20 protein-coding genes are annotated in these 22,203 nt (G+C 72.3%); 9 read left to right on the top strand and 11 right to left on the bottom strand.

Annotated features, from left to right (window positions below; genetic code table 11):
* Nucleotide 1: 1 nt before the first annotated feature.
* Entirely contained in the window at nt 2-1,360 is a 1,359-nt protein-coding gene (locus JMJ55_RS08945; RefSeq protein ID WP_202825186.1) for an LLM class flavin-dependent oxidoreductase, read from the bottom strand.
* Nucleotides 1,361-1,470: 110 nt separating this feature from the next.
* Here JMJ55_RS08945 and JMJ55_RS08940 point away from each other — a divergent pair, with 110 nt between their 5' ends.
* From JMJ55_RS08940 to JMJ55_RS08930, 3 genes are read left to right on the top strand one after another with little or no spacing between them, the layout of a single operon-like run.
* Nucleotides 1,471-2,292 carry a sugar phosphate isomerase/epimerase family protein gene (locus JMJ55_RS08940; protein ID WP_202825185.1) on the top strand — a complete coding sequence of 274 codons (822 nt, stop codon included), beginning with the start codon at nt 1,471-1,473 and terminating at the stop codon, nt 2,290-2,292.
* Nucleotides 2,289-3,701 carry an enolase C-terminal domain-like protein gene (locus tag JMJ55_RS08935; protein ID WP_202825184.1) on the top strand — a complete coding sequence of 471 codons (1,413 nt, stop codon included), beginning with the start codon at nt 2,289-2,291 and terminating at the stop codon, nt 3,699-3,701. The genes JMJ55_RS08940 and JMJ55_RS08935 overlap by 4 nt, the downstream gene beginning before the upstream one ends.
* A gap of 17 nt (nt 3,702-3,718) precedes the next feature.
* On the top strand, nt 3,719-4,684 hold the full coding sequence (locus tag JMJ55_RS08930) for a Bug family tripartite tricarboxylate transporter substrate binding protein (RefSeq protein WP_202825183.1): 966 nt from the start codon (nt 3,719-3,721) through the stop codon (nt 4,682-4,684).
* 3 nt (nt 4,685-4,687) lie between these two features.
* Here the strand turns inward: JMJ55_RS08930 and JMJ55_RS08925 are convergent, their stop codons facing one another.
* The 4 genes from JMJ55_RS08925 to JMJ55_RS08910 form a co-directional block, all read right to left on the bottom strand.
* Complete coding sequence (locus tag JMJ55_RS08925) at nt 4,688-5,971, bottom strand: phospholipase D-like domain-containing protein (protein ID WP_202825182.1); 1,284 nt, start codon at nt 5,969-5,971, stop codon at nt 4,688-4,690.
* 66 nt (nt 5,972-6,037) lie between these two features.
* Nucleotides 6,038-6,619: a Uma2 family endonuclease gene (locus tag JMJ55_RS08920; protein ID WP_202825181.1), complete on the bottom strand. Its 582-nt coding sequence runs from the start codon at nt 6,617-6,619 to the stop codon at nt 6,038-6,040.
* Between the two features lie 23 nt (nt 6,620-6,642).
* A complete protein-coding gene (gene mdoH, locus JMJ55_RS08915) occupies nt 6,643-8,307 on the bottom strand; it encodes a glucans biosynthesis glucosyltransferase MdoH (protein WP_202825180.1) in 1,665 nt (554 codons plus the stop codon).
* Between the two features lie 50 nt (nt 8,308-8,357).
* Nucleotides 8,358-9,326 (bottom strand): Bug family tripartite tricarboxylate transporter substrate binding protein, encoded by a 969-nt coding sequence (locus tag JMJ55_RS08910; RefSeq protein WP_202825179.1) that lies wholly within the window; start codon nt 9,324-9,326, stop codon nt 8,358-8,360.
* A gap of 107 nt (nt 9,327-9,433) precedes the next feature.
* Between JMJ55_RS08910 and JMJ55_RS08905 the strand changes: the two genes are divergently transcribed.
* The gene (locus JMJ55_RS08905) at nt 9,434-11,041 is read left to right on the top strand and encodes a GMC family oxidoreductase (RefSeq protein ID WP_202825178.1); all 1,608 of its coding nucleotides are present in this window, start codon (nt 9,434-9,436) and stop codon (nt 11,039-11,041) included.
* Here JMJ55_RS08905 and JMJ55_RS08900 read toward each other — a convergent pair.
* Both JMJ55_RS08900 and JMJ55_RS08895 read right to left on the bottom strand, forming a co-directional pair.
* The gene (locus tag JMJ55_RS08900) at nt 11,025-12,194 is read right to left on the bottom strand and encodes an MFS transporter (protein WP_202825177.1); all 1,170 of its coding nucleotides are present in this window, start codon (nt 12,192-12,194) and stop codon (nt 11,025-11,027) included. The genes JMJ55_RS08905 and JMJ55_RS08900 overlap by 17 nt on opposite strands.
* On the bottom strand, nt 12,191-13,162 hold the full coding sequence (locus tag JMJ55_RS08895) for a Bug family tripartite tricarboxylate transporter substrate binding protein (protein WP_202825176.1): 972 nt from the start codon (nt 13,160-13,162) through the stop codon (nt 12,191-12,193). Before JMJ55_RS08895 ends, JMJ55_RS08900 begins: the two co-directional genes overlap by 4 nt.
* Before the next feature lie 89 nt (nt 13,163-13,251).
* On the opposite strand from JMJ55_RS08895, the gene JMJ55_RS08890 reads away from it, so the two are divergent.
* A complete protein-coding gene (locus JMJ55_RS08890) occupies nt 13,252-14,292 on the top strand; it encodes a hypothetical protein (RefSeq protein ID WP_202825175.1) in 1,041 nt (346 codons plus the stop codon).
* A gap of 82 nt (nt 14,293-14,374) precedes the next feature.
* On the opposite strand, the gene JMJ55_RS08885 is transcribed toward JMJ55_RS08890, so the two are convergent.
* Entirely contained in the window at nt 14,375-14,788 is a 414-nt protein-coding gene (locus tag JMJ55_RS08885; RefSeq protein WP_202825174.1) for a MarR family winged helix-turn-helix transcriptional regulator, read from the bottom strand.
* A 186-nt stretch (nt 14,789-14,974) separates the two neighbouring features.
* Here JMJ55_RS08885 and JMJ55_RS08880 point away from each other — a divergent pair, with 186 nt between their 5' ends.
* The 4 genes from JMJ55_RS08880 to JMJ55_RS08865 are packed head-to-tail and all read left to right on the top strand — an operon-like array spanning nt 14,975 to nt 19,503.
* The gene (locus JMJ55_RS08880; protein WP_202825173.1) at nt 14,975-16,012 is read left to right on the top strand and encodes a M29 family metallopeptidase; all 1,038 of its coding nucleotides are present in this window, start codon (nt 14,975-14,977) and stop codon (nt 16,010-16,012) included.
* The gene (locus tag JMJ55_RS08875) at nt 16,009-16,788 is read left to right on the top strand and encodes an alpha/beta fold hydrolase (protein ID WP_202825172.1); all 780 of its coding nucleotides are present in this window, start codon (nt 16,009-16,011) and stop codon (nt 16,786-16,788) included. The genes JMJ55_RS08880 and JMJ55_RS08875 overlap by 4 nt, the downstream gene beginning before the upstream one ends.
* Nucleotide 16,789: 1 nt before the next feature.
* On the top strand, nt 16,790-18,031 hold the full coding sequence (locus JMJ55_RS08870) for an acyl-CoA dehydrogenase family protein (protein ID WP_202825171.1): 1,242 nt from the start codon (nt 16,790-16,792) through the stop codon (nt 18,029-18,031).
* On the top strand, nt 18,028-19,503 hold the full coding sequence (locus JMJ55_RS08865; RefSeq protein WP_202825170.1) for a class I adenylate-forming enzyme family protein: 1,476 nt from the start codon (nt 18,028-18,030) through the stop codon (nt 19,501-19,503). Before JMJ55_RS08870 ends, JMJ55_RS08865 begins: the two co-directional genes overlap by 4 nt.
* Nucleotides 19,504-19,514: 11 nt before the next feature.
* Here the strand turns inward: JMJ55_RS08865 and JMJ55_RS08860 are convergent, their stop codons facing one another.
* From JMJ55_RS08860 to JMJ55_RS08850, 3 genes are read right to left on the bottom strand one after another with little or no spacing between them, the layout of a single operon-like run.
* Entirely contained in the window at nt 19,515-20,102 is a 588-nt protein-coding gene (locus tag JMJ55_RS08860) for a sugar transferase (RefSeq protein ID WP_202825169.1), read from the bottom strand.
* Nucleotides 20,095-21,321, bottom strand: coding sequence for an O-antigen ligase family protein (locus JMJ55_RS08855; RefSeq protein ID WP_202825168.1), 1,227 nt, complete (start codon nt 21,319-21,321; stop codon nt 20,095-20,097). The genes JMJ55_RS08860 and JMJ55_RS08855 overlap by 8 nt, the downstream gene beginning before the upstream one ends.
* On the bottom strand, nt 21,305-22,189 hold the full coding sequence (locus JMJ55_RS08850) for a hypothetical protein (RefSeq protein ID WP_202825167.1): 885 nt from the start codon (nt 22,187-22,189) through the stop codon (nt 21,305-21,307). Before JMJ55_RS08850 ends, JMJ55_RS08855 begins: the two co-directional genes overlap by 17 nt.
* Nucleotides 22,190-22,203 lie beyond the last annotated feature (14 nt).

Here is a 22,203-nt window from a genome sequence, read left to right as displayed (position 1 = left end):
GCTACTCCGCCGCCTGCGCCATTTTCCAGTCGCCATGCGCCGCGCGCTCCAGACCGAGATGGTCGCGCAGCGTCGGGCCGGAATAGTCTTTGCGGAACAAGCCGCGGCGTTGCAACTCCGGGACGACGAATTGCACGAACTCGGCATAGGTGCCGGGAACGTGCGTCGCCGAGATGACGAAACCGTCGCAGGCACCGCCCGCGAACCAGGCCTCCAGCTTGTCCGCCACCTCCTTCGGCCCGCCGACCATGTCCATCTTCGGCCGGCCGCGCCCGCTGCCGGTGATGAAGTCGCGCACCGTCGGGTTCTTCTTCCCCGTCGCCTCCACCACGCGATCGCGGATCGCCTGCAGGCCCTGGATGCCGGCCATCTCCTCATCGGTGAAGGGCTCGTCCATGCCCTTGCTGGCGAAGTCAAAGTTGAGCGCCTCGGAGAGCAGCGAAAGCGCGTCGATCTCGAGCGGCAGCTTCTCGATCAGCGCCGCACGGTCCTCCGCCTCGGCCCGCGTCGCGGCGCAGATCGGGTTGCAGAGCGTCGCCACCTTCACCGAGGAGGGATCGCGCCCCGTGGCCGCAACCATCGCCTTGAACGCATCGTAGTCGCGCTTGCCGGAGGCGATGTCGTGATAGGCGACGAAGACCAGTTCCGCCCAGCGCGCTGAGAATTTCTTGCCGCGCCCGCTGCTGCCCGCCTGGATCATCACCGGCCGGCCCTGCGGCGAACGCGGTACGGTGAAGGGCCCACGGGACTGCAGGAACTTCCCCCGGTAATCCAGCCGGTGCACCTTGTTGCCGTCGCCGAAGCGGCCGCTCGCCTTGTCGACGATCAGCGCATCGTCCTCCCAGGCATCCCAATGCCCGAGCACGACCTCGACGAACTCGTCCGCACGGTCGTAGCGCGCATCATGCGCCATCATCTCCGCATGGCCCATATTCGCCGCCTCGCCGTCATTCAACGAGGTGACGATATTCCAGGCCGCGCGGCCATCGCTCATCAGGTCGAGCGTCTGGAAGGCGCGGGCGACGTGATAGGGCTCGAAATAGGTGGTCGATGCGGTAGAGCCGAGGCCAAGGCGTCGCGTCGCCGCCGCCATCATCGTCAGCACCACCACCGGGTCGAGTTTCACGCAGCGGATGCCGTGCTCGATCGTGTGATGGTGGTCGGAGCCATAGCGATCCGGCATGGAGAGCCGGTCGTCGAAGAAGGCGAGGTCGAATTTCCCTGCCTCCAGAATGCGCCCGATCTCCTGGTAGTAGTCGGCGCGGAGGAAATCCGTCCGGCTCTCCGGATGCCGCCAGGACGAGGCGAGGTTGGTGCAGTTCTGCGCCTGCAGGAAGCCGACGAGATGCATCTGGCGCATGGACCATTCCCTCTGTGGTTGGCGGAAGCCTCGCGCCCGGGCGGCCGTCGGTCAATGCTGGCGCCCCGGGGCGAGGGTGATAGCATCCCGCCCGGGTGGAGATGTCCGGCATGCGATTGGCCCTGTGCAACGAGGTCCTGCGCGAGCTGCCTTTCGCCGCGCAATGCGCGCGGGCGGCGGCGCTCGGCTATGCCGGGCTGGAAGTGGCCCCCTTCACCCTGGACGCCGAGGCACCGCACCTCCTGTCGGCCCCGCGCCGCGCGGAGCTGCGCCGCGCGGCAGCCGAGGCCGGCATCGCCCTCAGCGGGCTGCACTGGCTGCTGGTGGCGCCCGCGGGCCTCTCCATCACCACCGCCGACCCGGCGACCCGGGCCCGCACCCTCGACGTCATCGAGCGGCTGATCGCCCTCGCCGCCGATCTCGGCTGCGCCTATCTCGTGCACGGCTCCCCGGCGCAACGCCGGGTCGAGGCCGAGGGCGACGCGGCCCGGGCCGAGGACGCCATGGCCCGCATCGCCGCCTGGGCCACCGCCGCCAACCTGACCTACTGCCTGGAGCCGTTGGCAGCGCGCGAGGCCAACTGGGCGACGACCGTCGCCGAGGCGGCCGCCATCGTCGAGCGCATCGGCAACCCGGCGCTCCGCACCATGCTCGACGTCTCGGCCGCCGGGAATGGCGAGGTCGAGCCCGCCGATGCCCTGCTGGAACGCTGGCTGCCGACCGGCCTCCTCGCCCATATCCACCTGAACGACCGCAACCGCCGCGCACCGGGGCAGGGGAGGGACCGCTTCGCACCGATCCTCGCCGTACTGCGCCGGCAAGGCTATGCCGGCTGGTGCGGCGTCGAGCCCTTCGACTACCTGCCGGACGGACCCGGCGCCGCCGCCTTCGCCGCCGGCTATCTCCAAGGCGTGCTGGAAGGACTGGCATGATCGGCCCCCGCTTCCGCATCCTCGGGATCGAACGGCGCGAATGGCCCTTCCGCCTGCGCCTGCCCTTCCGCTTCGGCGTCATCACCGTGACCGAGGGGCGGCAGGCGGTCGTCCGCGCCCGCATCCGCGACCAGTCCGGCCGCGAGGGCTGGGGCGTCGCCGCCGAATCCCTCGCCGCCAAATGGTTCGACAAGGACCCCGCGCTCAGCGACGCGCAGAACGAGCACCAGCTCCGCCGCGCCCTGGAACTCGCGGGCGACGCCTCGCTGGCCGTCGGCGACGCCACCGCCTTCGGCCATTTCGCCGACACCTATGCGGCCCATGTCGATGCCTGTGGCCGCGAGGGGCTGAACCCGCTGGTCGCCAGCTACGGCCGCTCCCTGGTCGACCGCGCCGCGTTGGACGCGCTGCTGAAGCTGCACGGCACTTCCTTCTTCGCCGGCATGCGCGCGAATATTGGCGGCATGGCCCCGCATGCGGTGGCGCCGGACCTCGCCGGCTTCGATTTCGGCGCGATGCTGGCGGGGCTCGCCCCGGCGCGGCGGATCGAGGCGCGGCATACGGTCGGCCTCGTCGATCCCATCAACGCCGCCGACCAGGACCGGCGCGTCGGCGACGGCCTGCCGGAAACGCTGGAGGAGGTGGCCGCGACCTATGGCCATCGCTGGTGGAAGCTGAAGGTCGGCGGGGATGCTGCGGCCGATCTCGACCGGCTCTGCCGCATCGCCGCGGTGCTGGACCGGCGGCCAGGCTACCGGGTCTCGCTCGACGGCAATGAGCAATATGCCGATGCCGAGGGTGCCGCCGAACTCTGGCGGGCGATGGAGGGAGAGCCGCGGCTGCGGCAGCTTTGCGCCGGCGTCGCCTATATCGAACAGCCGGTGAAGCGGGCGCGGGCGCTGGAGACGGGGATGGCGGCGCTGGCCGCGGCGCGGCCCGTCATCATCGATGAGAGCGACGGCGCGCTCGATGCCTTCGTCCAGGCGCGCGGGCTCGGCTATGCCGGCGTCTCCTCCAAGGCCTGCAAGGGCGTCTGGCGCTCGCTGATCAACTTCGCCCGCTGCCGGCAATGGGGCCCCAGCTATTTCATGACCGGGGAGGATCTGACGACCCTCGCCGGCCTCTCGGTGCAGCAGGATCTGGCGCTGGTGGCGCTGCTCGGCCTTGGCCATGTCGAGCGCAACGGGCACCATTTCATCGACGGCTTCAACGGCCGCCCGAAGACGGAGGCGGTGCGCTTCATGGAGGCGCATCCGGATCTCTATGCCGATACGCCGCGCGGGCCGCGCCTGCGCATCCGCGATGGGCAGCTGGAGCTCGGCTCACTCGACGTGCCGGGGCTCGGCGCGCGGGAGGAGCCGGATTTCACGGCGATGCAGGTGATGCCGAAGGCCGAATGGCCCGGCTGAGAAAGGGGAGAAGGTCCATGCTCACGAGACGCCATCTGGCGGCGCTGCCGCTGCTTGCCGCGCCGGGCTTGGCCCGGGCGCAAGCCTGGCCGGCGCGGCCGGTCACCTTCATCGTGCCCTGGGCCGCCGGCGGCGGCGCCGATACCGTGACCCGCATCTTCGTCCAGGGGCTGGAGCGGGAGCTGAACCAGCCGGTCAATGTGGTGAACCGCACCGGCGGCAGTGGCGTCACCGGCCATGCGGCGATCGCCAATGCGGCGCCGGATGGCTACACCATCGGCACCGGCACCTCGGAATTCGCCAATTTCCGCACCCTCGGCCTCGCGGATTTTGGGCCGGAAAATCTCGACCTGCTTTCGCGCCTTGCCACCATCCCGGCCGGCGTCACGGTGCGGGCGGAGGGGCCCTGGCGCGACTTCGCGGGCTTCGCGGCGGCGCTGAAGGAAGGTCGCAAGGGCGCCGTCACCGGCTCCGGCGTCGGCGCGGGCGGGTCCTGGCACCTGGCCGCGGCGGGCATGGCGCGGAAGCTGGGGCTGGAGGCGGACCGCATCCGCTGGATCCCGAGCAATGGCGGCGCCCCCGCCTTGCAGGATCTGGTGGCGGGCGGCATCGGCGTCTTCACCGGCTCCCCGGTCGAAGCGCAGTCGCTCGCCGCGGCCGGGCGGGTGCGCGTGCTAGCCGTGATGGGCGAGCAGCGGATGACGACCCTGCCCGATGTGCCGACGCTGAAGGAGAGCGGGCTCGACTGGGTCTATGCCAATTGGTTCTCGCTGGTCGCGCCGCGTGGCATCCCGGCGCCGGTGCGGGCGGCGCTGCTGGCGGCCGCCGAACGGGCGCATGCCCGGCCGGAGGTGCGGGAGATGATGCAGGGCCGCGGCATCGTCCCGGTCTGGGACGGGCCGGAGGCCTTCCCCGGCTTCGTCGGGCAATTCGCCGAGACCTCCGGGACGCTGCTGCGGGAGCTGGGGCTGGCGCGGAGCTGAGCCCTACAGCAGGTCCAGTATCAGCCGCGAGGATTGCTCGCGGATGCGGGCGCCGAGGCCGCGGCGTTCCCACTCCGCGAGCGTCACCGGGCGGGCGCGGGCGAATTCCCGCGCCAGGATGCGCTCCAGCGCCGCCGCGGTGTCGCGGCCGAGCACGATCGCATCCGCCTCGTTGTTCCAGGCGACGCTGCGCCGGTCGAAATTGGAGGAGCCGACCGCCGACCAGACGCCATCCACCACCGCGACCTTGCCGTGCAGCACGCCGTCGGTGACCTCATGGATCTGCACCCCGGCCTCCAGCATGTCGTCATAGGCGGCGTGCTGGGCGTTCAGCGCCTCCTGGCTGTCGCTGACGCTCGGCAGCAGCAGCCGCACCTGGACGCCGCGTCGCGCGGCGGCGCGCAGCACCAGGCGTTGCTGCCAGGTCGGCACGAAATAGCCGGTGCAGAGCCAGATCCTCTCCCGCGCCGCCTCCAGCGCCGTGACCAGCGTGACGTAGTAGCGCGGCTTCCGCTCGCCCGGCGCGCTGCCCAGGATGCGGATGCGCGCCGGGCCCGCCTCCGTCAGCCGGGGGAACCAGTTGCGCGGCGGCAGCGGGTCGCCGTGTTCCTTGGTCCAGGTCTCGAAGAAGAGGCGTTGCAGGGACCCGACCGCCGGCCCCTCGATGCGGATGGAGGTGTCGTGCCAGCAGGCGGTGTCCGGGTCGGTCGCCGGTGCGCCGGTGCCGCAGGGATTCTGGTAGACGCGGTCGAGATTGATCCCGCCGATGATGCCGATGCGGCCATCGACCACCAGCAGCTTGCGATGGTCGCGGTCATTCGGCTGCCAGCCGCGCTTCGCCGCGGTCGGGTCGAGCGGGTGGAATTCCAGCGTCCGGGCGCCGGCCTGGCGCAACGGGCCGAAATCGGTCCCGGAGGAGCCGTAGCCGTCATGGATGATGGTGACGGCGACGCCCTGGGCGAGCTTCATCAGCAGCAGCTCGAACAGCGAGGGGCCGTCGGTGCCGGGGATGCGGATGTCCTGGAGGATGTAGAATTCCAGGTTCACATGGTCCCGCGCCGTGGCGATGGCGCGGAAGGCGGCCTCGAACATGGCGGGGCCGTTGTCCAGCACCTCGACCCGGTTGCCCGCATGCAGCGGCGCGCCATCCAGCGCCTCCGCCAGCAGGGACTGGCGTTCCATCGGATCGGCGGGCCCGTCCGGCAGGACCGGAATCGAGGCGCATCCCGCCAGCCCTGCCACCGTCAGCAGCCCAAGGCCGCGACGTCCGATCTGTGCCTGATTCATGAGGGCCGTAACGCGCCCAGGCGGTTTCGGAAGCGCGTCGTTCCGGATCAGCTTGGCGCGAGCGGGTCAGCCCAGGATGTCGGAGACCTGCAAGGCGATCCCGGGCAAGGCTTCCGGCCCGATGGTCTCGCCGCGGCCGGCGCGGGTGACGCGGGCATAGCCGCCGGGGCCGGGGGCGCGGCAGAGCTCGACCGCGCCGCCGGCGAGATCGACGATCCAGACTTCCGGGATGCCGTGCCGGGCATAGAGCGGCAGCTTCACTTGGCGGTCGAGGCGGAGGCTGCTATCGGCGACCTCGATCAGTAGCAGGATATCGGCCGGGGTGGGGTGTTCGCTGCGGTAGTCATCGGCGCGCGGGCGGAGGACGGTGATGTCCGGCTGCGGCTCGGATCCCTCGCCCAGCCGGACCGGGTTCTGCACGGCGACGAAGGCCCGCTCGCCGAGCGCCAGGGAGAGCCGGCGGTTGAGGCCGAGCGTCGCCCCGGCATGCGCTGCCCCGATCGGCGTCATCTCCACCAACTCTCCGTCGATCAGCTCGACCCGGTCCTCGGGGCCGAGGATGCCGGCCTCGCCCATGCGGTGGAAGTCGTGGACATCCAGCTTGAAGCGGGGAATCCAGGGGTGGTGCAGCAGTCCGGCCTCGCTCATGCCGTGGCCCTCCTCATCCCAATCTAGGGCGCGGCCCCGGCCATCGCCAGTTCCTCGGGCGTCGCCGCCAAGCCACGGCGGCGGAGGCTGGCCGAGAGGCGCGGCGCGGCCGTCGCCACGCAGAAGGGGATGGCGAGCAGCAACCCGCCCGCCGGGGGCAGGGCCCAGGCCAGGGCCCCCGGCGCCGCCACCGCCAGCAGGCCGAAGACCGCGAGGCCGAAGAGCGTATGCGGCCAGAGCAGCCGCGCCGCATCCGCCCAGGCAATGCCGCGCGCGCTGCGGTTCTGCGGCGCCCAGCCCTGCCGCGCGCCGAAGGGCAGCCGCGCCAGGAACATCGCCTTGTTCAGGATGCTGACCGGGTCGAGCAGGGTGGTGAAGGCGATCTCCGCCGCCGCGCCGCGCAGGAAGGCCCGCCGCCCGCCATAACCCGCGGCACGGGCCGGACGCAGGAGCAGCTCGGCATAGCCGCAGAGCTTCGGCGCATGAAGCATCGCCCAGGTCGTGGCCATCAGCGCCAGCAGCGCGCTGGCCGGCGTCTCCGCCGCCCCGCCCGTCGCCGCATTCAGCGCGGCGAAGACCAGGAGGCCGGTCCAGAGCGGTGCGCCGAGGAAGAGCAGGATCGCCTGGGCCAGCTGCCAGCGCCCCATCCAGGTCATCCCCGGCAGGCGCAGCAGGGCGAAATACTGCATGTTCCCGGCCGCCCAGCGCAGGTCGCGCGCCATGAATTCAGGCAGGGCCGGCGGATTGCCCTCGAGGCTGCCCTCCTCCACCGGCAGGCAGCAGACCTTCCAGCCGGCCGCGTGCAGGCGGACCGCCTCCACTTGGTCGTGGCTCAGGATGGGGCTGCCATCGGGCAACGCCTCCAGCCGGCAATGGCGGCGGAAGGGCTCGATGCGGATCGCGGCGTTATGGCCCCAATAGGGCCCCTCGGGCCCCTGCCACCAGGCCTGGCCGGTGGCCCAGGCGCGCATCCCGGCGCGCATGCCGAATTGGAACAGCCGCGGGAAGGCGGCATCGGCCGGCCTCCCGACAATGAGCTGCTGCAGGATGGCGATGCGCGGATCGGCCTCCATGCAGGCCACCAGGCGCAGCACGGCCGGCGCCGTCATCTCGCTATCGGCGTCGAGGCAGAGCATCAGCTCCGCGCCGCCGGCATGGTGGTCGAGGAAGTCCATGACATTGCCGGCCTTGAAGCCGGCATTGCCGGCGCGGCGGCGGTAGCGGGCCGCGGGATAGCGGGCGCGGAAGCCGGCGATGGCGGCCTCCTCGGCTGCGGCCAGCACCGGGTCCTGGGTATCGGAGAGGAACCAGAGGGTGAAGCGCCCGGCCGCGCCGGCCTCGGCCAGCCCATCCAGCAGCCGGGCGAGGGGCGGGAGGACCTGATCCATCGCCTCGTTGCGGATGCAGACGGCGATGGCGGTGTGCAGCCGGCCGGCGCCGGGCCGGATGCGGGTGAGGGCCGGCAGCACCGCGGAAGGCGGGTCTGGCGCCCGCAACAGGATCAGCAACCCGACCACCGCATTGGCGGCGCAGAGCGCGGTCCAGGGCGCGGTACCGGCGAAGCAGAGGAAGGCCAGCACCTCCCACACCGTCCAGCCGCCCGGCGCCATCACCCGCGCGGCGAGCCAGAGCAACAGGCCAGTGCAGGCGAGGCCGAGCAGGGCGAAGGCAAGGCGGCGGAGCGGCATGGCCGCCCTCTATTCCGCCAGCGTGGCGGAATTGCGGAGGCCTTGGCAGATTACCCGGGGGCGATGCCGGCGGTGCGGATCACCTCGCGCCATTCGCCGTATTCACGCTCCATCCGCGCGGCGAAGGCGGCGCGGCTGGTCGCCGTCACGCTGAAGCCGATGCGGGTGAGGCGCGCCTCGGTCTCCGGCTGGCGCAGCGCGGCGACGAGGGCGGCATGGAGCGCCTCCAGCAGGGGCTCCGGCGTCGCGCGCGGGGCGACGAAGCTGTGCCAGCTCCCGCCCTCGAAGCCGGGCACGCCGCTCTCATCGACGGTCGGCACATCGGGGAAGAGAGGGTGCCGCGCCAGGCTGCTGACCGCCAGCGCCCGCAGCGCGCCGGACTGCACATGCGGGGCGACGGTCGAGACATTGAGGAAGGACAGCTCGGTCGTGCCGGCGATGAGGTCGGTCACCGCCGCCGCGCCGCCGCCATAGGGCACATGCGTCAGCCGCGTGCCGGTGCGCTGGGCAAAGAGCTCCATCGTCAGATGCTCGGAGGAGCCGATGCCGCTGGTGCCATAGCTCGCCCGGTTGGGATTGGCCCGCAGCCAGGCGACCAGACCCGGCAGGTCGTGCGGCGGGAAGCGCGGGTTGGCGACCAGCAGGTTTGGCGCGCTGATCGCGATGGTCAGCGGCGCGAAGTCGCGCATCGGGTCATAGGGCAGGTTCGGCATCAGATGGGGGTTGATGGTCAGGATGCCGCTCGCCGCGATGAACAGCGTATGCCCATCCGGCGCGGCCCGGGCGGTGAGGCCGGCGGCGACGGCGCCATTGGCGCCCGGGCGGTTCTCGACCACCACGGGCTGGCCGATGGCGGGTTGCAGGGCGGCGGCGGTGGCGCGGGCCAGCGTGTCGGAGGGGCCGCCGGCGACATAGGGCACGAGGATGGTGACGGGCCGGCTCGGCCAGGCGGGCTGGGCGCGGCCGAGGCGGGGCAGGGCGAGGCTGCTGGCGGCCAGCAGCAGGGGGCGGCGCTTCATCGGCAGGAATCCTGGATGCTCGGCCGGATCGCAGGCAAGCGCCGTGCCGGCTTGCCGCCCCCGTTCCCGCATGGCCTCATGGCGGCAAGGATTGGGGGAAATGCGGCATGGATGAAGCGGCGGATTACGTGATCCTCGGCGGCGGCTCGGCCGGCTGCGTGCTGGCGGCGCGGCTGTCGGAGGACCCGGCGGTGAAGGTGGTGCTGCTGGAAGCCGGGCCCTGGGACCGCAACCCCTGGATCCATATCCCGATGGGCTTCGCCCGGCTCTACGTCACCCGCAAATTCGACTGGAACTACCAGACCGAGGCCGAGGCGGAGCTGAAGGGTCGCAGCGTCTACTGGCCGCGTGGCCGCGTCATCGGCGGCTCGGGCAGCGTGAATGGGCTGGTCTTCCTGCGCGGTTCGCCGCGCGACTATGACCGCTGGGCGCAGTCCGGCGCGCGCGGCTGGTCGCATGAGGACTGCCTGCCCTATTTCCGCAAGCTCGAGACCTTCGCCGGACCCGACAGCGAGTATCGCGGCAAGGAAGGCCCGGTGCGGGTCGGCGAGGTGCCCGATCCCTCGCCCGGCTGCCGCGCCTTCGTCGCCGCCTGCGAATCGCTCGGCTTCCCGCGCAATGTCGACAACAACGGCGCCTGGTACGAGGGCGTCGCCCCGAACCAGCTCAATGTCCATCGCGGCCGGCGCTGGAGCCCGGCCGTCGCCTATCTGCGCCCGGCGCTCGGCCGACCGAACCTCAAGGTGCATACCGAGCAGGTCGGCCAGCGCATCATCCTGGAGGGCAACCGCGCCGTCGGCGTCGCGGTGCGCGGGCCTGACGGGGTGGAGCGCATCCATCGCGCCAAGCGCGAGGTGATCCTCTCGGCCGGTGCCATCGAGAGCCCGAAGATGCTGATGCTCTCCGGCATCGGCGACGGCGCCGCCTTGCAGGCGCTCGGGATCGAGACGCGGGTGCATGCGCCGGAGGTGGGCAAAAACCTGCAGGACCACTTCATGATCCGCTTCGCCTTCCGCACCAGGCCCTGCGGGACGCTGAACGAGTTCATGGCGAACCCGCTGAAGACGGCGCAGCTCGGCCTCGACTGGGCGATCCGCCGCCGCGGGCAGATGGCGATCGGCGCCTCGGAGGCAAGCCTCTTCGCCCGCGTCCTGCCGGGCTCGGAGGAGCCGGAGGTGCAGTTCCAATACGTCAATTACAGCCTCAGCAACCAGGCGGCCTCGGCCGCGGCGCTGTCGAAATACCCGGGCTTCACCTTCAATTTCTGCCAGTGCCGGCCGGACAGCCGGGGCGAGCTCGCGCTGCGTTCGCCGCGCGTCGAGGACAAGCCGCGGATCGAGGCGCGCTACCTGACCGCGCCATCCGACGTGCATGTGATGCAGGAGGCAGCGAAGCTGGCGCGGCGCATCTCCGCGACCCAGCCCTTCGCCGGGCTGATCCTCGAGGAGGAATCGCCCGGTCCCGCGACCGAGGGCGACGAGGCGATGCTCGACTACATCCGCGCTGCCGGCACCACGGTGTACCACCCCTGCGGCACCAACCGCATGGGATCGGATGACCGCAGCGTGGTCGATCCCGATCTGCGGGTGCGTGGGGTGCAAGGCCTGCGCGTGGTGGATGCCTCGGTCTTTCCGCTGGTGCCCTCCTCGAACATCCATCCGGCGGTGCTGATGACGGCGGAGAAGGCGGCGGAGATGATCAGGCGGGCTGCCTGACCAGCCGCGCCATCGCCAGGCAGCCCAGCGCCGGGCCCGGCGCCAGCAGCGCGAAGGCCCCGCCCCAGCCAAGCGAGGCCTGCGCCAGCGGCATCAGGTGGATCGCCGGCAGGGTCAGCGCGAAGCCGAGGCAGGTCTGCACCGTCAGCATGGTGCCGGCGAGGCCGGGCGGCGCGGCTTCGGCCACGGCGGCGGAGAACTGGGCTGAGTCCGCGACGACAGTGAGCCCCCAGACCAGGCCGAGCGCCAGCACCAGGGCCGGCGCGGCGCCGAAGGCGGGGCCGGCCAGCAGGCAGCAGGCGCCGCTGATCGCCATGGCGCCGATGGTCAGCTGCGCCCGGCCGATGCGGTCCGCCAGCCAGCCGCCGGCGACGCAGCCCAGGGCGCCCGCCGCCATCACCGCGAAGCTGGCCAGCGCCGCGCCGCCGGGGCGGCCGGCCGCGGCGAAGCTCGCTGCGAGATAGGCGCCGATCCAGGCCCACATCGCGTACAGCTCCCACATATGGCCGAGATAGCCGAGCGTCGCGAGCCGCGTGCCGCGATGGCGGAACAGCTCCAGCGCCAGGCCGGGGCGGAAGGGCGGCGCCTTCACATGGCGCGGGCCGGGACGCGCCAGCAGGATCAGGCCCGATGCCAGCAGCGCGGCGAGAGAGGCGGCGCCGACCGCGCTCCGCCAATCGAACCCGCCCAGCGCATTGGCGAGATGCGGCGAGGCGGAGCCGAGCGTCACCCCACCGACCAGCAGGCCGACGACCAATCCTGCGTCGCGCAGGCCCGCCCAGCCCGCTGCGAGTTTCATCCCGATCGGATAGACGCAGGCCAGCGCCAGCCCCGTCACGCCCCGCGCCGCGATCACCCACGCATCGCCCGGCGGCAGCAGCAGGATCGCCGCATTGGCGAGCGCGCCCAGCAGGCAGGCCCCGGCGATCAGGCGGCGCGGGTCCAGCCGGTCCGGCAGGGCGAGCGCCGCGCTCACCAGCGTCCCCAGCACGAAGCCGGCCTGCACCCCGCCGGTCAGCCAGGCGAGGAAGCCGGGCGGCAGCGCCGCCTCCCGCGCCATGCCCGGCCCCGCCACGGTGCCAGAGAACCAGAGCGAGAGGGCGAGGACCTGCGCCAGGGTGATCAGCGCGAGATTGGCCGGCTTGCCGCTCAATCCACCGAAGCCCCGGAGGCCTTCACCACCGGCGCCCAGGCGGCGACCTGCTGGCGCATGTATTCGTCATAGGCGGCGGCCGGCAGCGGCGCCGGCTCGGCGCCGAATTCGCGGATGCGGGCGGCGATGCCGGGATCGGCCAGCGCCGCCAGGATCTCACCGCCCAGGCGATCCAGGATCGGCCGCGGCACGCCCGCCGGCGCGGCGATGCCGTACCAGGAGGCAACGTCGAAATCGGCGATGCCGCTTTCCTGCAAGCTCGGCAGGTCCGGCATGGTGCTGGCGCGCGCGGCGGTGGAGACGGCGAGCGCGCGCAGCAGCCCGCCCAGCACCTGCTGCCGGCTCGCCGGCGCATTGTCGATGGCGAAGAGCACCTCGCCATTCATCACCGCCGCCATGCTGGGCGCGGTGCCGCGATAGGGGACATGGGTGGTCTCGATCCCCGTGCGCAGGCCGAACAGCACGCCCGAGAGATGCGAGGACGTGCCGGTGCCGGCCGAGGCGAAGGTCGCCGCCCCCGGATTGGCGCGCATGAAGGCGAGCAGCGAGGCAAGGTCGCGATGCGGGCTGTCGCCCTTCACGATCAGCACATTCGGCATCTGCGCCAGGCGGCAGACGCCCGGCAGGTCCTTCAGCGGATCGAAGGACAGGCGTTTGTACAGCGTCGGCCCGATGCCGTGCGAGGCGATGTGGTTGACGAAGAAGGTATAGCCATCGGGCGCGCTGCGGGCAGCGACCTCGGCGCCCAGCATGCCGCCGGCGCCCGGCCGCGGATCGATCACCAGCGGCTGGCCAAGCCTTTCGCGCAGCCGGTTCTCCATCAGCCGGAGGAAGATGTCGGAGACGCCGCCCGCCGCGGCGCCGATGATGAAGCGCAGGGGCCGTTCCGGCCAGGTGCCGGTCCCTTGAGCTCGCGCCAGGGCCGGCATGGCCAGCAGGCCGAGCAGCGTCCGCTTTCCGAGATGCATGATGCGTCCTCCCCGATTTTGCCGGCGAGCATAGCATCCATGGCGCCGGTTGACGCCGCCCCGCCCGGATGCTGCCTTGCCGCCCACCGATGACCCGCCTCGCCCCCCTCCGCCGCGCCTGGCTGGTCCTCCTGCTGCTCGTGGGCTGCACCGGCAATGGGCCGCAGCAGCTCGATACCGACCAGGTGGGCTATGCCCAGGCGCTCGGCGACGGGCTGAAGCGGCAGATGCTGCTGAACATGGTGCGGCTGCGCTATGCGGATGTGCCGACCTTCCTGTCGGTCAGCCAGGTCATCACCGGCTACACGCTGCAGACCACCGGCCAGGTCGGGCTGAACGCTTATCCGACCGCCAATCCCGGGAACTACGCCACCGTCTCCGGCACCATGCAGTATACGACGCGCCCGACCTTCACCTTCACCCCGGTGACCGGCGAGCAATTCGCGCAATCCTATCTCCGCCCCATGGCGGCGGCGGAGCTGCTCTCCCTGGCGCAGAGCGGGGCACCGATCGACCTGCTGTTCCGGCTCGGCGTGCAATCGATGAACGGCATGCCGAATGGCGCAACCCGTGGCGGGGAGGCGCAGCTGGCCTCGGGCGGCTTCCTGGCGCTGATGGCGGCGCTGCGGCGGAGCCAGGCGGCGGGCGGGCTCGGCCTCCGCTTCGAGCGGCAGGGCGGTGGCGGCCGGGTCTTCCTGCTGCTGGAAGGCGATGCCCCGGGCCTGGCCGAGGCACGGCGCCTGCTCGGCCTCGCCCCGAGGGTGCGGGAGGCGGAGGTGATCTATGGCCGCGGCCCAGCCGGCCACGGGCAGGTGGCGATCCTCACCCGCTCCGTGCTGCAGATCCTCTATGAGATGGGCGCGCAGATCGAGGTCGAGGAGGCGGATATCCGCGCCGGGGAAACGCGGGCGACGGATCTGGGCCTGGGCGAGCGGCTGATGCGGGTGCGGCAGGGAAGGCGGGCGCCGGGCGATGCCTTCGCCGCGGTGGAGTATCGCGACCGCTGGTTCTGGATCGAGGGCAGCGACTACCCTTCGAAGACCAGCTTCACCTTCGTCTTCATCCTGCAGGTGCTGGCCGAAGGCGGGCGGGCGCAGCCGGGGGCGGTGCTCACGATCCCCGCGCAATAAGCAGGGTGATCCGCACCAGGACGGTCAGCAGGATCAGCGCCATGGCGATCCGCCACAGCAGGGGCATCGGCGGCAGGCGCACTCAGCCGCGCCGCGGCCGGTCGTGCCGGTCCAGGATGGCGCGCAGCAGCCCCTTGATGGCGGCGGCCTCGGCCTCGGGGTGACGGCTCAGCACCTCGGCCTCATGCTGGCGGGCGGCTTCGGCCAGGGTCTCGGCCATGGTCTGGCCCCGCTCGGTGAGGGCGACGCGGACGACGCGGCGGTCCCGGGCATCCTGGGTGCGGGTGACGAGCCCGTCGCGCACCATGCGGTCGAGCAATTTGGTCATGGTCGGCTGCTGCAACAGGCAGATCTCGGCCAGGCCGGTGACTGTCTCGCTGCTGCTGCCGAGCAGGCCGCTGAGCACCCGCCAGACGGGCACCGGAACGCCGCGCCGGCGGAGCTGGGCGTGGAATTCCTCGGCGACGCGGTGCGACGCCCGCGCGAGCAAATACAATAGATAATCATCAATGAAGCGGGTAGCTTCGGGGGGAGGGCGCGGTTTCATCACGATCACGCAACGGGATGCGAAAACATTCGCTATCATATCAAAAAATCCGTTCGGTTGCGCGATATTCCTGCATCTCAACTCCGGTAGATTGTCACACGAATCGGACAGCGGGATCACCCGCCGGAGAGGACCATGCTGATGGATCGGATCGAGGCGCCCTGGATCGATGCCTTCGAGACGGTATTGCGGCTCTGCGGAGCGGCGCCCGGCCTGCCGGTCTGCCTGCTCGGCGAAAGCCAGTCCCGCGCCCTGAACATCGACCTGGCCGAACTGGCCGCGCTCCGCCTCGGCTGCCGGCCCTTCCGCTGCATCCTGCCGACGCCGCCATCGACCGCCCCGGTGCCGGTGCGCTCCACCGGCGCCTCGCGCGCCATCGCCGGCCATCCGGCGGTGCTGGCGGCGCTGGCCGCGGCGCCGCTCATCCTCGACCTGACGCTGGAGGGGCTGCTGCATGCGCCGGAACTACCCGCCATCCTGAAGGCCGGCAGCCGCGTCATGATGGTCTCGAACGAGCATCCGGAGGCGCTGGCCCGGCTGGTCCCCCGGCCGGAGGACGAGGCGCCGGTGCGGGCGGCGGTGAAGCGGGCCCGCGCCGCGCGGCGGATGCATGTGACCTCCGCTGCCGGGACCGACCTGCATGTGGTGATGGAGGGCGCGGCCACCGCCGGCGTCTGGGGCTGGACCGACCGGCCCGGCACCGTCGCGCATTGGCCGGGCGGCGTCGTTGTCTCCTTCCCACGCGCCGGCAGCGTCGAGGGCCGGCTGGTGCTCGATGCGGGCGACGTGAACCTGACCTTCAAGCGCTACCTCGAACGGCCGGTGCGGCTGACCCTTGCGGAGGACCATATCGTCACCATCGAAGGGGAAGGAGCCGATGCCGAAATGATGCGCCGCTACCTGGACGCCTGGGGTGACCGCGCCGCCTATGCCGTCTCGCATGTCGGCTGGGGCCTCAATCCCCGCGCCCGCTACGAGGCGCTGGCGATGTATGACGGGCGCGACTTCAACGGCACCGAGCTGCGCGCCTTCGCCGGCAATTTCCTGTTCTCCACCGGCGCCAATGAATTCGCCGGCCGCTTCACCGAGGGGCATTTCGACATCCCCGTCCGCGGCTGCACCATCACCCTGGATGGCGAGCCGGTGGTCCATGAGGGAAAGCTGCTGCCATGACCGACGCCATTCCCACTTGGCGCGAGAGCGGCGAGGGCCGGCGCGGCCTGGTGCTGCTGCACGGCATCGGCGGCGGTTCCGGCCTCTGGGGCCCGACCCTGCCGGCGCTGGAAGATTACCGCGTCCTGGCCTGGGACATGCCGGGCTATGGCGCCTCGCCGCCGGTGGAGCCGGGCTTCCCGGCGCTGGCCGCTGCGCTGGGGCGGATGCTGGATGCGGCGGAGCTCGACCGCGCCGACCTGGTCGGCCATTCGATCGGCGGCATGGTGGCGCTGGAATTCGCCCTCACCTATCCCGACCGGGTACGCAGCCTCGTCCTCTATGCCAGCCCGCCGGCCTTCGGCGGCCGCGGCCCCGACTTCCGCGACCGCTTCCTCGCCGCGCGGCTCGCACCGCTCGATGCCGGGCGGGGCATGGCGGCGCTGGCGCCGGAGGTGGTGGAGGGGCTGCTGGGCGACGACCCCGATCCCGAGGCGGCGCCGGCCGCCATCGCCAGCATGGCCGCGGTGCCGGAGAGTGGCTATCGCGCCGCGCTCGCCACCCTCGTCACCTTCGACCGCCGCGCCGATCTCGGCCGGGTCGAGGTGCCGACCCTGGTGCTGGTGGGCGAGGCCGATGCGCTGGCGCCTTTCCCCGTGATGCATGGGATGGCGGGCGCGATCCCCGGGGCGCGGATGGCGATCATCGCCTATGCGGGGCATCTCGCGCATCTCGAACGGCCGACGGAGTTCAACGCCATGCTGTGCAGCTTCCTCGACCGGGTGGCGGAGGACTGAGTTGGACTCGCCGCTCTTCGACCCCGCGGCCTTCCGCCTGACCGAGCAGGAAGCGCGGCTCACGGCCCTGGCGCGGGAATTCGGCCAGGCCGTGCTGGCCCCGCGTGCCGCCCGCTGGGACCGCGAGGCATCCTTCCCGACCGAGAATTACCGCGACATGCACGGGAACGGCCTGCTCGGCATCGGCATCCCGGCGGCGGAAGGCGGGCTCGGCGCCGGCTTCCGGGCCTATTGCCTGACCGCGGCGGAACTCGGCCGCTATTGCGGCGCGACAGCGCTGACCTGGAACATGCATGTCTGCTCCACCCTCTGGAGCGGGCCGCTGACCGAGGATCTGGACATGCCGGAGGCGGTGCGGGTGGAGCATCGCCGCCGGCGGCGGCTGCATTACGACCGCATCCTGCGCGACGGCGCGGTCTTCTCGCAGCCCTTCTCCGAGGGCGGGGCGGCGGCGGCGGGCGGCGCCGCCTTCGGCACCACGGCGCAGCGAGTCCCTGGCGGCTGGCGCATCTCGGGCCGGAAGATCTTTGCCAGCCTCGCCGGACATGCCGATTACTACGGCATCCTCTGCACCGAGGCGCGCGAGGGGGAGGATCGGCTGTCGCGGCGCGACACGCTCTATCTCGCGGTGCCGCGCGAGGCGCCGGGCGTCTCGGTCGAGGGCGAGTGGGATCCGCTCGGCATGCGCGGCACCGTCTCGCGCAACCTCGTCTTCCGCGATGTCGTCGTCGGCGAGGATGCGGCGCTGATGCCGCCCGGCCTCTATTTCCAGGCGGCCAGCCGCTGGCCGCACATGTTCCTCACCCTGAGCCCGACTTATATGGGCCTCGCCCAGGCGGCCTATGACTTCACCATCGCCTATCTGCGCGGCGAATATCCCGGCACGCCACCGGTGAAGCGCCGGATGTATCCGACCAAGCAGATCGCCGTCGCCGAGATGCGCGTCATGCTGGAGCAGACCAAGGCGCTGTGGTTCCAGGCGATCACCGAGGCGGGGCCCGACCCGACGAAGGAACAGGTGCTGCGCGCCTGGGCGGCGCAGCACAGCGTGATGGAGAATGCCGCCGCCATCGCCGCCAAGGCGGTTCGCACCTGCGGCGGCCAGGCGATGCTGAAATCCCTGCCGCTGGAGCGCATCTACCGCGATGCGCGCTGCGGTTCCCTGATGCTGCCCTGGACGGCGGAACTCTGCATCGACCGCATCGGCCGGGAAGCGCTCTACGACAAAGGCGAGACCGATTGATCTACCGGACGATTCAGCGCCATGCCGAGCACAGCCCGGACAAGCTGGCGCTGCGCCACGGCGAGGAGCTCATCACCTATGGCGCGCTCGGCCGGCAGGTCCGCGCCGCGATGGCCATGCTGGAGAGGGAGGGCATTGACCATGGCGACTGCATCGCCTTCCTCGGCCCCAACCATCCCAGCCAGATCGTGCTGCTGCTGGCCTGCGCCGGGATCGGCTGCCTGCACCTGCCGCTGAACTGGCGCCTGGCGGCGCCGGAGCTGCACGAGATTCTCGAGGATTCCGGCGCCGCCCTGCTGTTCGCCATGCCGGAGATGGAGGCGCTGGCGCGCCAGGCCGCGCCCGCCGACTGCCCGGTGCGGGATGCGACGGCGGCCTGGGCGGAGCGGAAGGAGGATCCGTCCCGGCTCCAGCTCGAACTCGAGGACATGCTGCTGCTGGTCTATACCAGCGGCACCACCGGCCGGCCGCGTGGCGTGCCGCTCAACCACCGCATGCTGTTCACCAACGCGCTCAACAGCCAGCACATGCATGGGCTCGGCCCCACGGACCGGGTGCTGACGATGCTGCCGATGTTCCATGTCGGCGGGCTCAATATCCAGACCCTGCCGGCGCTGCTCTTCGGGGCCGAGGTGATGCTGCTGCCCCGCTTCGAGCCGGAGGCCTTCTTCGCGGCCTGCGCCAGCTTCCGCCCGACCCTGACGGTGATGGTGCCGGCGGTGATGCAGGCGCTGGTCACCCATCCCGCCTGGGCGACCGCCGATCTGTCCAGCCTGCGCGCAGTCAGCGCCGGCTCCTCCGAAGTGCCGCTGCCGCTGATCGAGGCCTTCCATGCGCGGGGCATCCCGGTGCAGCAGGTCTATGGCGCGACCGAGACCGGGCCGATCGCGATCTACCAGACCCGGGAGGAGGCGCTGGCCCATCCCGGATCGATCGGGCGTCAGGCGCTCTATGGCAGTGCCCGGGTGGTGGATGCGCGGGGCCGGCCGCTGCCGCCCGGCAAGGCGGGCGAGATCGAGCTGCGCGGCCACCACATTGCCCGCAGCTACTGGAACGGGGCGGAGGAGAGCGAGGCCGCCTGGCGCGATGGCTGGTTCGCCACCGGCGATGTCGGGCACCGCGATGCCGAGGGGCGCTTCTGGTTCACCGACCGGCTCAAGCACCTGATCATCTCGGGCGGCGAGAATATCGCACCGCTGGAGGTGGAGCGGGTGCTGCGCGAGGTGCCGGGCGTGCGCGAGGTCGCGGTCTGCGGCCGGCCCGATCCGCGCTGGGGCGAGGTGCCGGTGGCGGTGGTGGTGCCGGGGCCGGGCTTCGACCCGGCCGCGATGCTGGCCTATTGCGAGGGACGGCTGGCCCGCTTCAAGCACCCGCGCGCGGTGGTGACGGTGACGGCGCTGCCGCGCACCGCCCTCGGCAAGGTGGAGCTGCAGGCGCTGCGGCAGATCGCGGCCAGAGCCAACGACCGGTAGGGGCAGGGCGGTCAGTCCTCGCCGCGGAAGGCCGGCATGGTGGCGTGGCCGGGCGCCGTGGCGCCCTGGCCGCGCAGCGCCAGCAGGGCGCAGCGGAGGATCAGCCGCAGATCGCCGAGGAAGCTCGGGCGTGCCGCATAGGCGGCATCGAGCGCGAGGCGCGGTCCCCAGGGAAGGGCATTGCGCCCCGCCGCCTGGGCCAGCCCGGCGAGCCCCGGCCGGACCCGCAGCCGCGCCGCCTGCCCAGGGCTGAACAGCGGCGTGTAGTCCGGCGGCAGCGGCCGCGGGCCGACCAGGCTCATCTCCCCGCGCAGCACGTTCAGCAGTTGCGGCAGCTCATCCAGGGCACTGGCGCGGAGCTTCCGTCCGAAGCGCGAGAGACGCGCGGCATCCTCGCCCGGGCCTTCGGCCATGCTGCGGAATTTCAGCAGGGTGAAGGGCCGGCCATCCCGCCCGGCCCGGACCTGGCGGAACAGCACCGGCCGGCCGAGGGCGAGGCGGACGGCCAGCGCCACGCCCAGCAGCAACGGCGCCAGCAGGACCAGCAGCAAGGCGGCGCCGGCAAGGTCCATCAGGCGCTTGCCGCCCGCCTCATACATGCCGCGGCCGCGCCTCCACCGCGAGGGAGAGCAGCAGGCCGAGGGCGAACCAGGCCATGCGATTGCCGGTATCGGTGGAGACCATCGCGGTCAGCGCCACCGGCAGGGTCAGCGCCGCGATCCGCGCCGCCCGGCCCGGCGCCACCCGCCTTGCCTGCGCCAGGGCCAGCGCCACCCCGCCGCCGAAGGCCAGCAGCCAGAGCCCGAAGCCCGGCAGTCCGGCCTCGGCCAGCATCTCCAGCGCATGGTTATGCGGGTGCAGGCTGCGGTCGTCGCCGCTGCCGGCGGCAAGCGTAAAGCCGCCGGTGCCGAGCCCCCAGGGCGCCGCCCGCCCGGCCCAGTCCAGCGCCTCGCGCCAGAGGATCACCCGCGCCGGCACTGCCTCGGCCGGGTCGCCGAAGAAGCGGTCGAGGGTGCGGAGTGCCGCCATCTCCGCCGGCAGGGCGAGCAGCAGGGCCAGCGCCGCGCCGCCCAGCGCCGCCGCGCCGGCCAGCCAGAGCAGCGCCGTGCCCGCCCGGCCCAGCAGCGCGAAGCGCAGCGCCGGCGCCGCCGCAATGCCAAGGCCGAGGCCCAGCGCCGCCGCCCGCCCGCCGGGGATGAGGGAGGCGGCGGCGAGCGCCAGCAGCGCCGCCGTCCAGCCGAGCCGGGCACTGCCCCGGGCTTCGGTCAGTCGCAGCGCCGCCAGCCCGCCGGCGCAGGCGATGGCGAGGCCGGCGATCTGATACTGCACCCGCACCCGGCCCGGATCGGCGCCGACCTCGCCCCCCAGCACCACCTGATCGGTCGCCAGGCCCCAGGCGATGCCGGCACCGACCAGCAGCCCGATCGCCACCACCGCCGCGGCGAAGCGGCGGAGCGTCGGCGGATCGGCCCCGACCAGCAGCCCCGCCCCCAGCATGGCCGGGCCGAGCAGCACCACCTGCGGCAGCTTCTCCGCCAGCACGGTGCGGGAGGCGCTCCAGCTTCCGGCCAGCACCAGCCAGGGCAGCAATCCGGCGAGCCCGGCGAGCGGCAGGGCGAGCCCGCGCCCCAGATGCCAGCGCCGCAACGCCAGCAGCAGGAGCAGCGAGGGCAGCAGCAGCAGCGCCGCCAGCAGGGTCAGGTCGAAGGGAAGGGCAGCCAGCCCGGGCAGGGATTTCAGCGCCCCGGCGAATTGCAGCGTGGCGGCGAGCAGGCCGGTGCCGGCTGCCAGCGTGCCGGCCTCAATCCGCCGCGCCATAGCCCTGGCGGCCGATCGGCAGTTCGTATTGCCAGCTTCGCACCGGTCCGCGCAGCAGCACCAGGCAGGCGGCGCCGAGCAGGGCGGCAAGCGGCGCCGCCACCGCCAGCAGCACCAGCAGCAGCGGCCGGTTGGGCAGCGAGGGCCGGATCTCGACCATCGGCGCCGAGACCAGCCGCGCCGCCACCGCCTCCTCCGCCGCAAGGACCAAGGCGATGCGCTGCTGCGCCGCCAGCAGCTCGAACAGGGCGTTGCGCTGGAACAGGTCGCGCTCGGCGGCGAGCCGCGCCTGGATGGCGGCAATGCGCTGCCGCGCCTGATCCGTGAGGTCGGCGCGGACCTTGGCCTCGGCGAGGGCGTGCAGGCGGCGCAGCGCGTCGAGGGCGGCGGCGCGGCCGCGGTGTTCCAGCGTCAGGGTGACGGTGGTGGTGGCGATGCCCTGGGTGGCGGCGAAGCGGCGTTCCAGCCAGGTCTCGGCATCGTCGAGATCGGCCTCGATCCGCCAGCCGAAGGCGCGCCGCAGGGCGCCGAACGGGCCGGCGCCGCGCAGCTCGGTCAGATGCGCCAGGAGGTCCGTGTCGCGCGCCAGCATGGCCGCCGCCTCGGGGGCGCGGAGGGCATCGAGATAGATGCCGAAATTGCCGCCCGGCCGGTTGTCCAGCAGCCCGCCCTGCAGCAGCGGCGTCGGCGACATCAGGGTGGAGGTGGCGACGCCGCTGGTCTCGGCCGGGGCGACCATGGCCTGGGCGACATAGTACCGCGGCCAGACCAGGATCAGCGCCGCACCGAAGCCGAGCAGGAGTGCCGCCGCCAGCGCCACCGGCCAGCGTCGTGCCCAGATCCCCTGCAGCAATTCCTCGAGCGGCATGGGGCGAAGGCTAC

The sequence above is a fragment of the Belnapia mucosa genome, from assembly GCF_016775475.1.
Taxonomy (GTDB): domain Bacteria; phylum Pseudomonadota; class Alphaproteobacteria; order Acetobacterales; family Acetobacteraceae; genus Belnapia; species Belnapia mucosa.
Note: the sequence above shows the minus strand (reverse complement) of the source record. Positions and strands in the feature narration are given on the sequence as shown.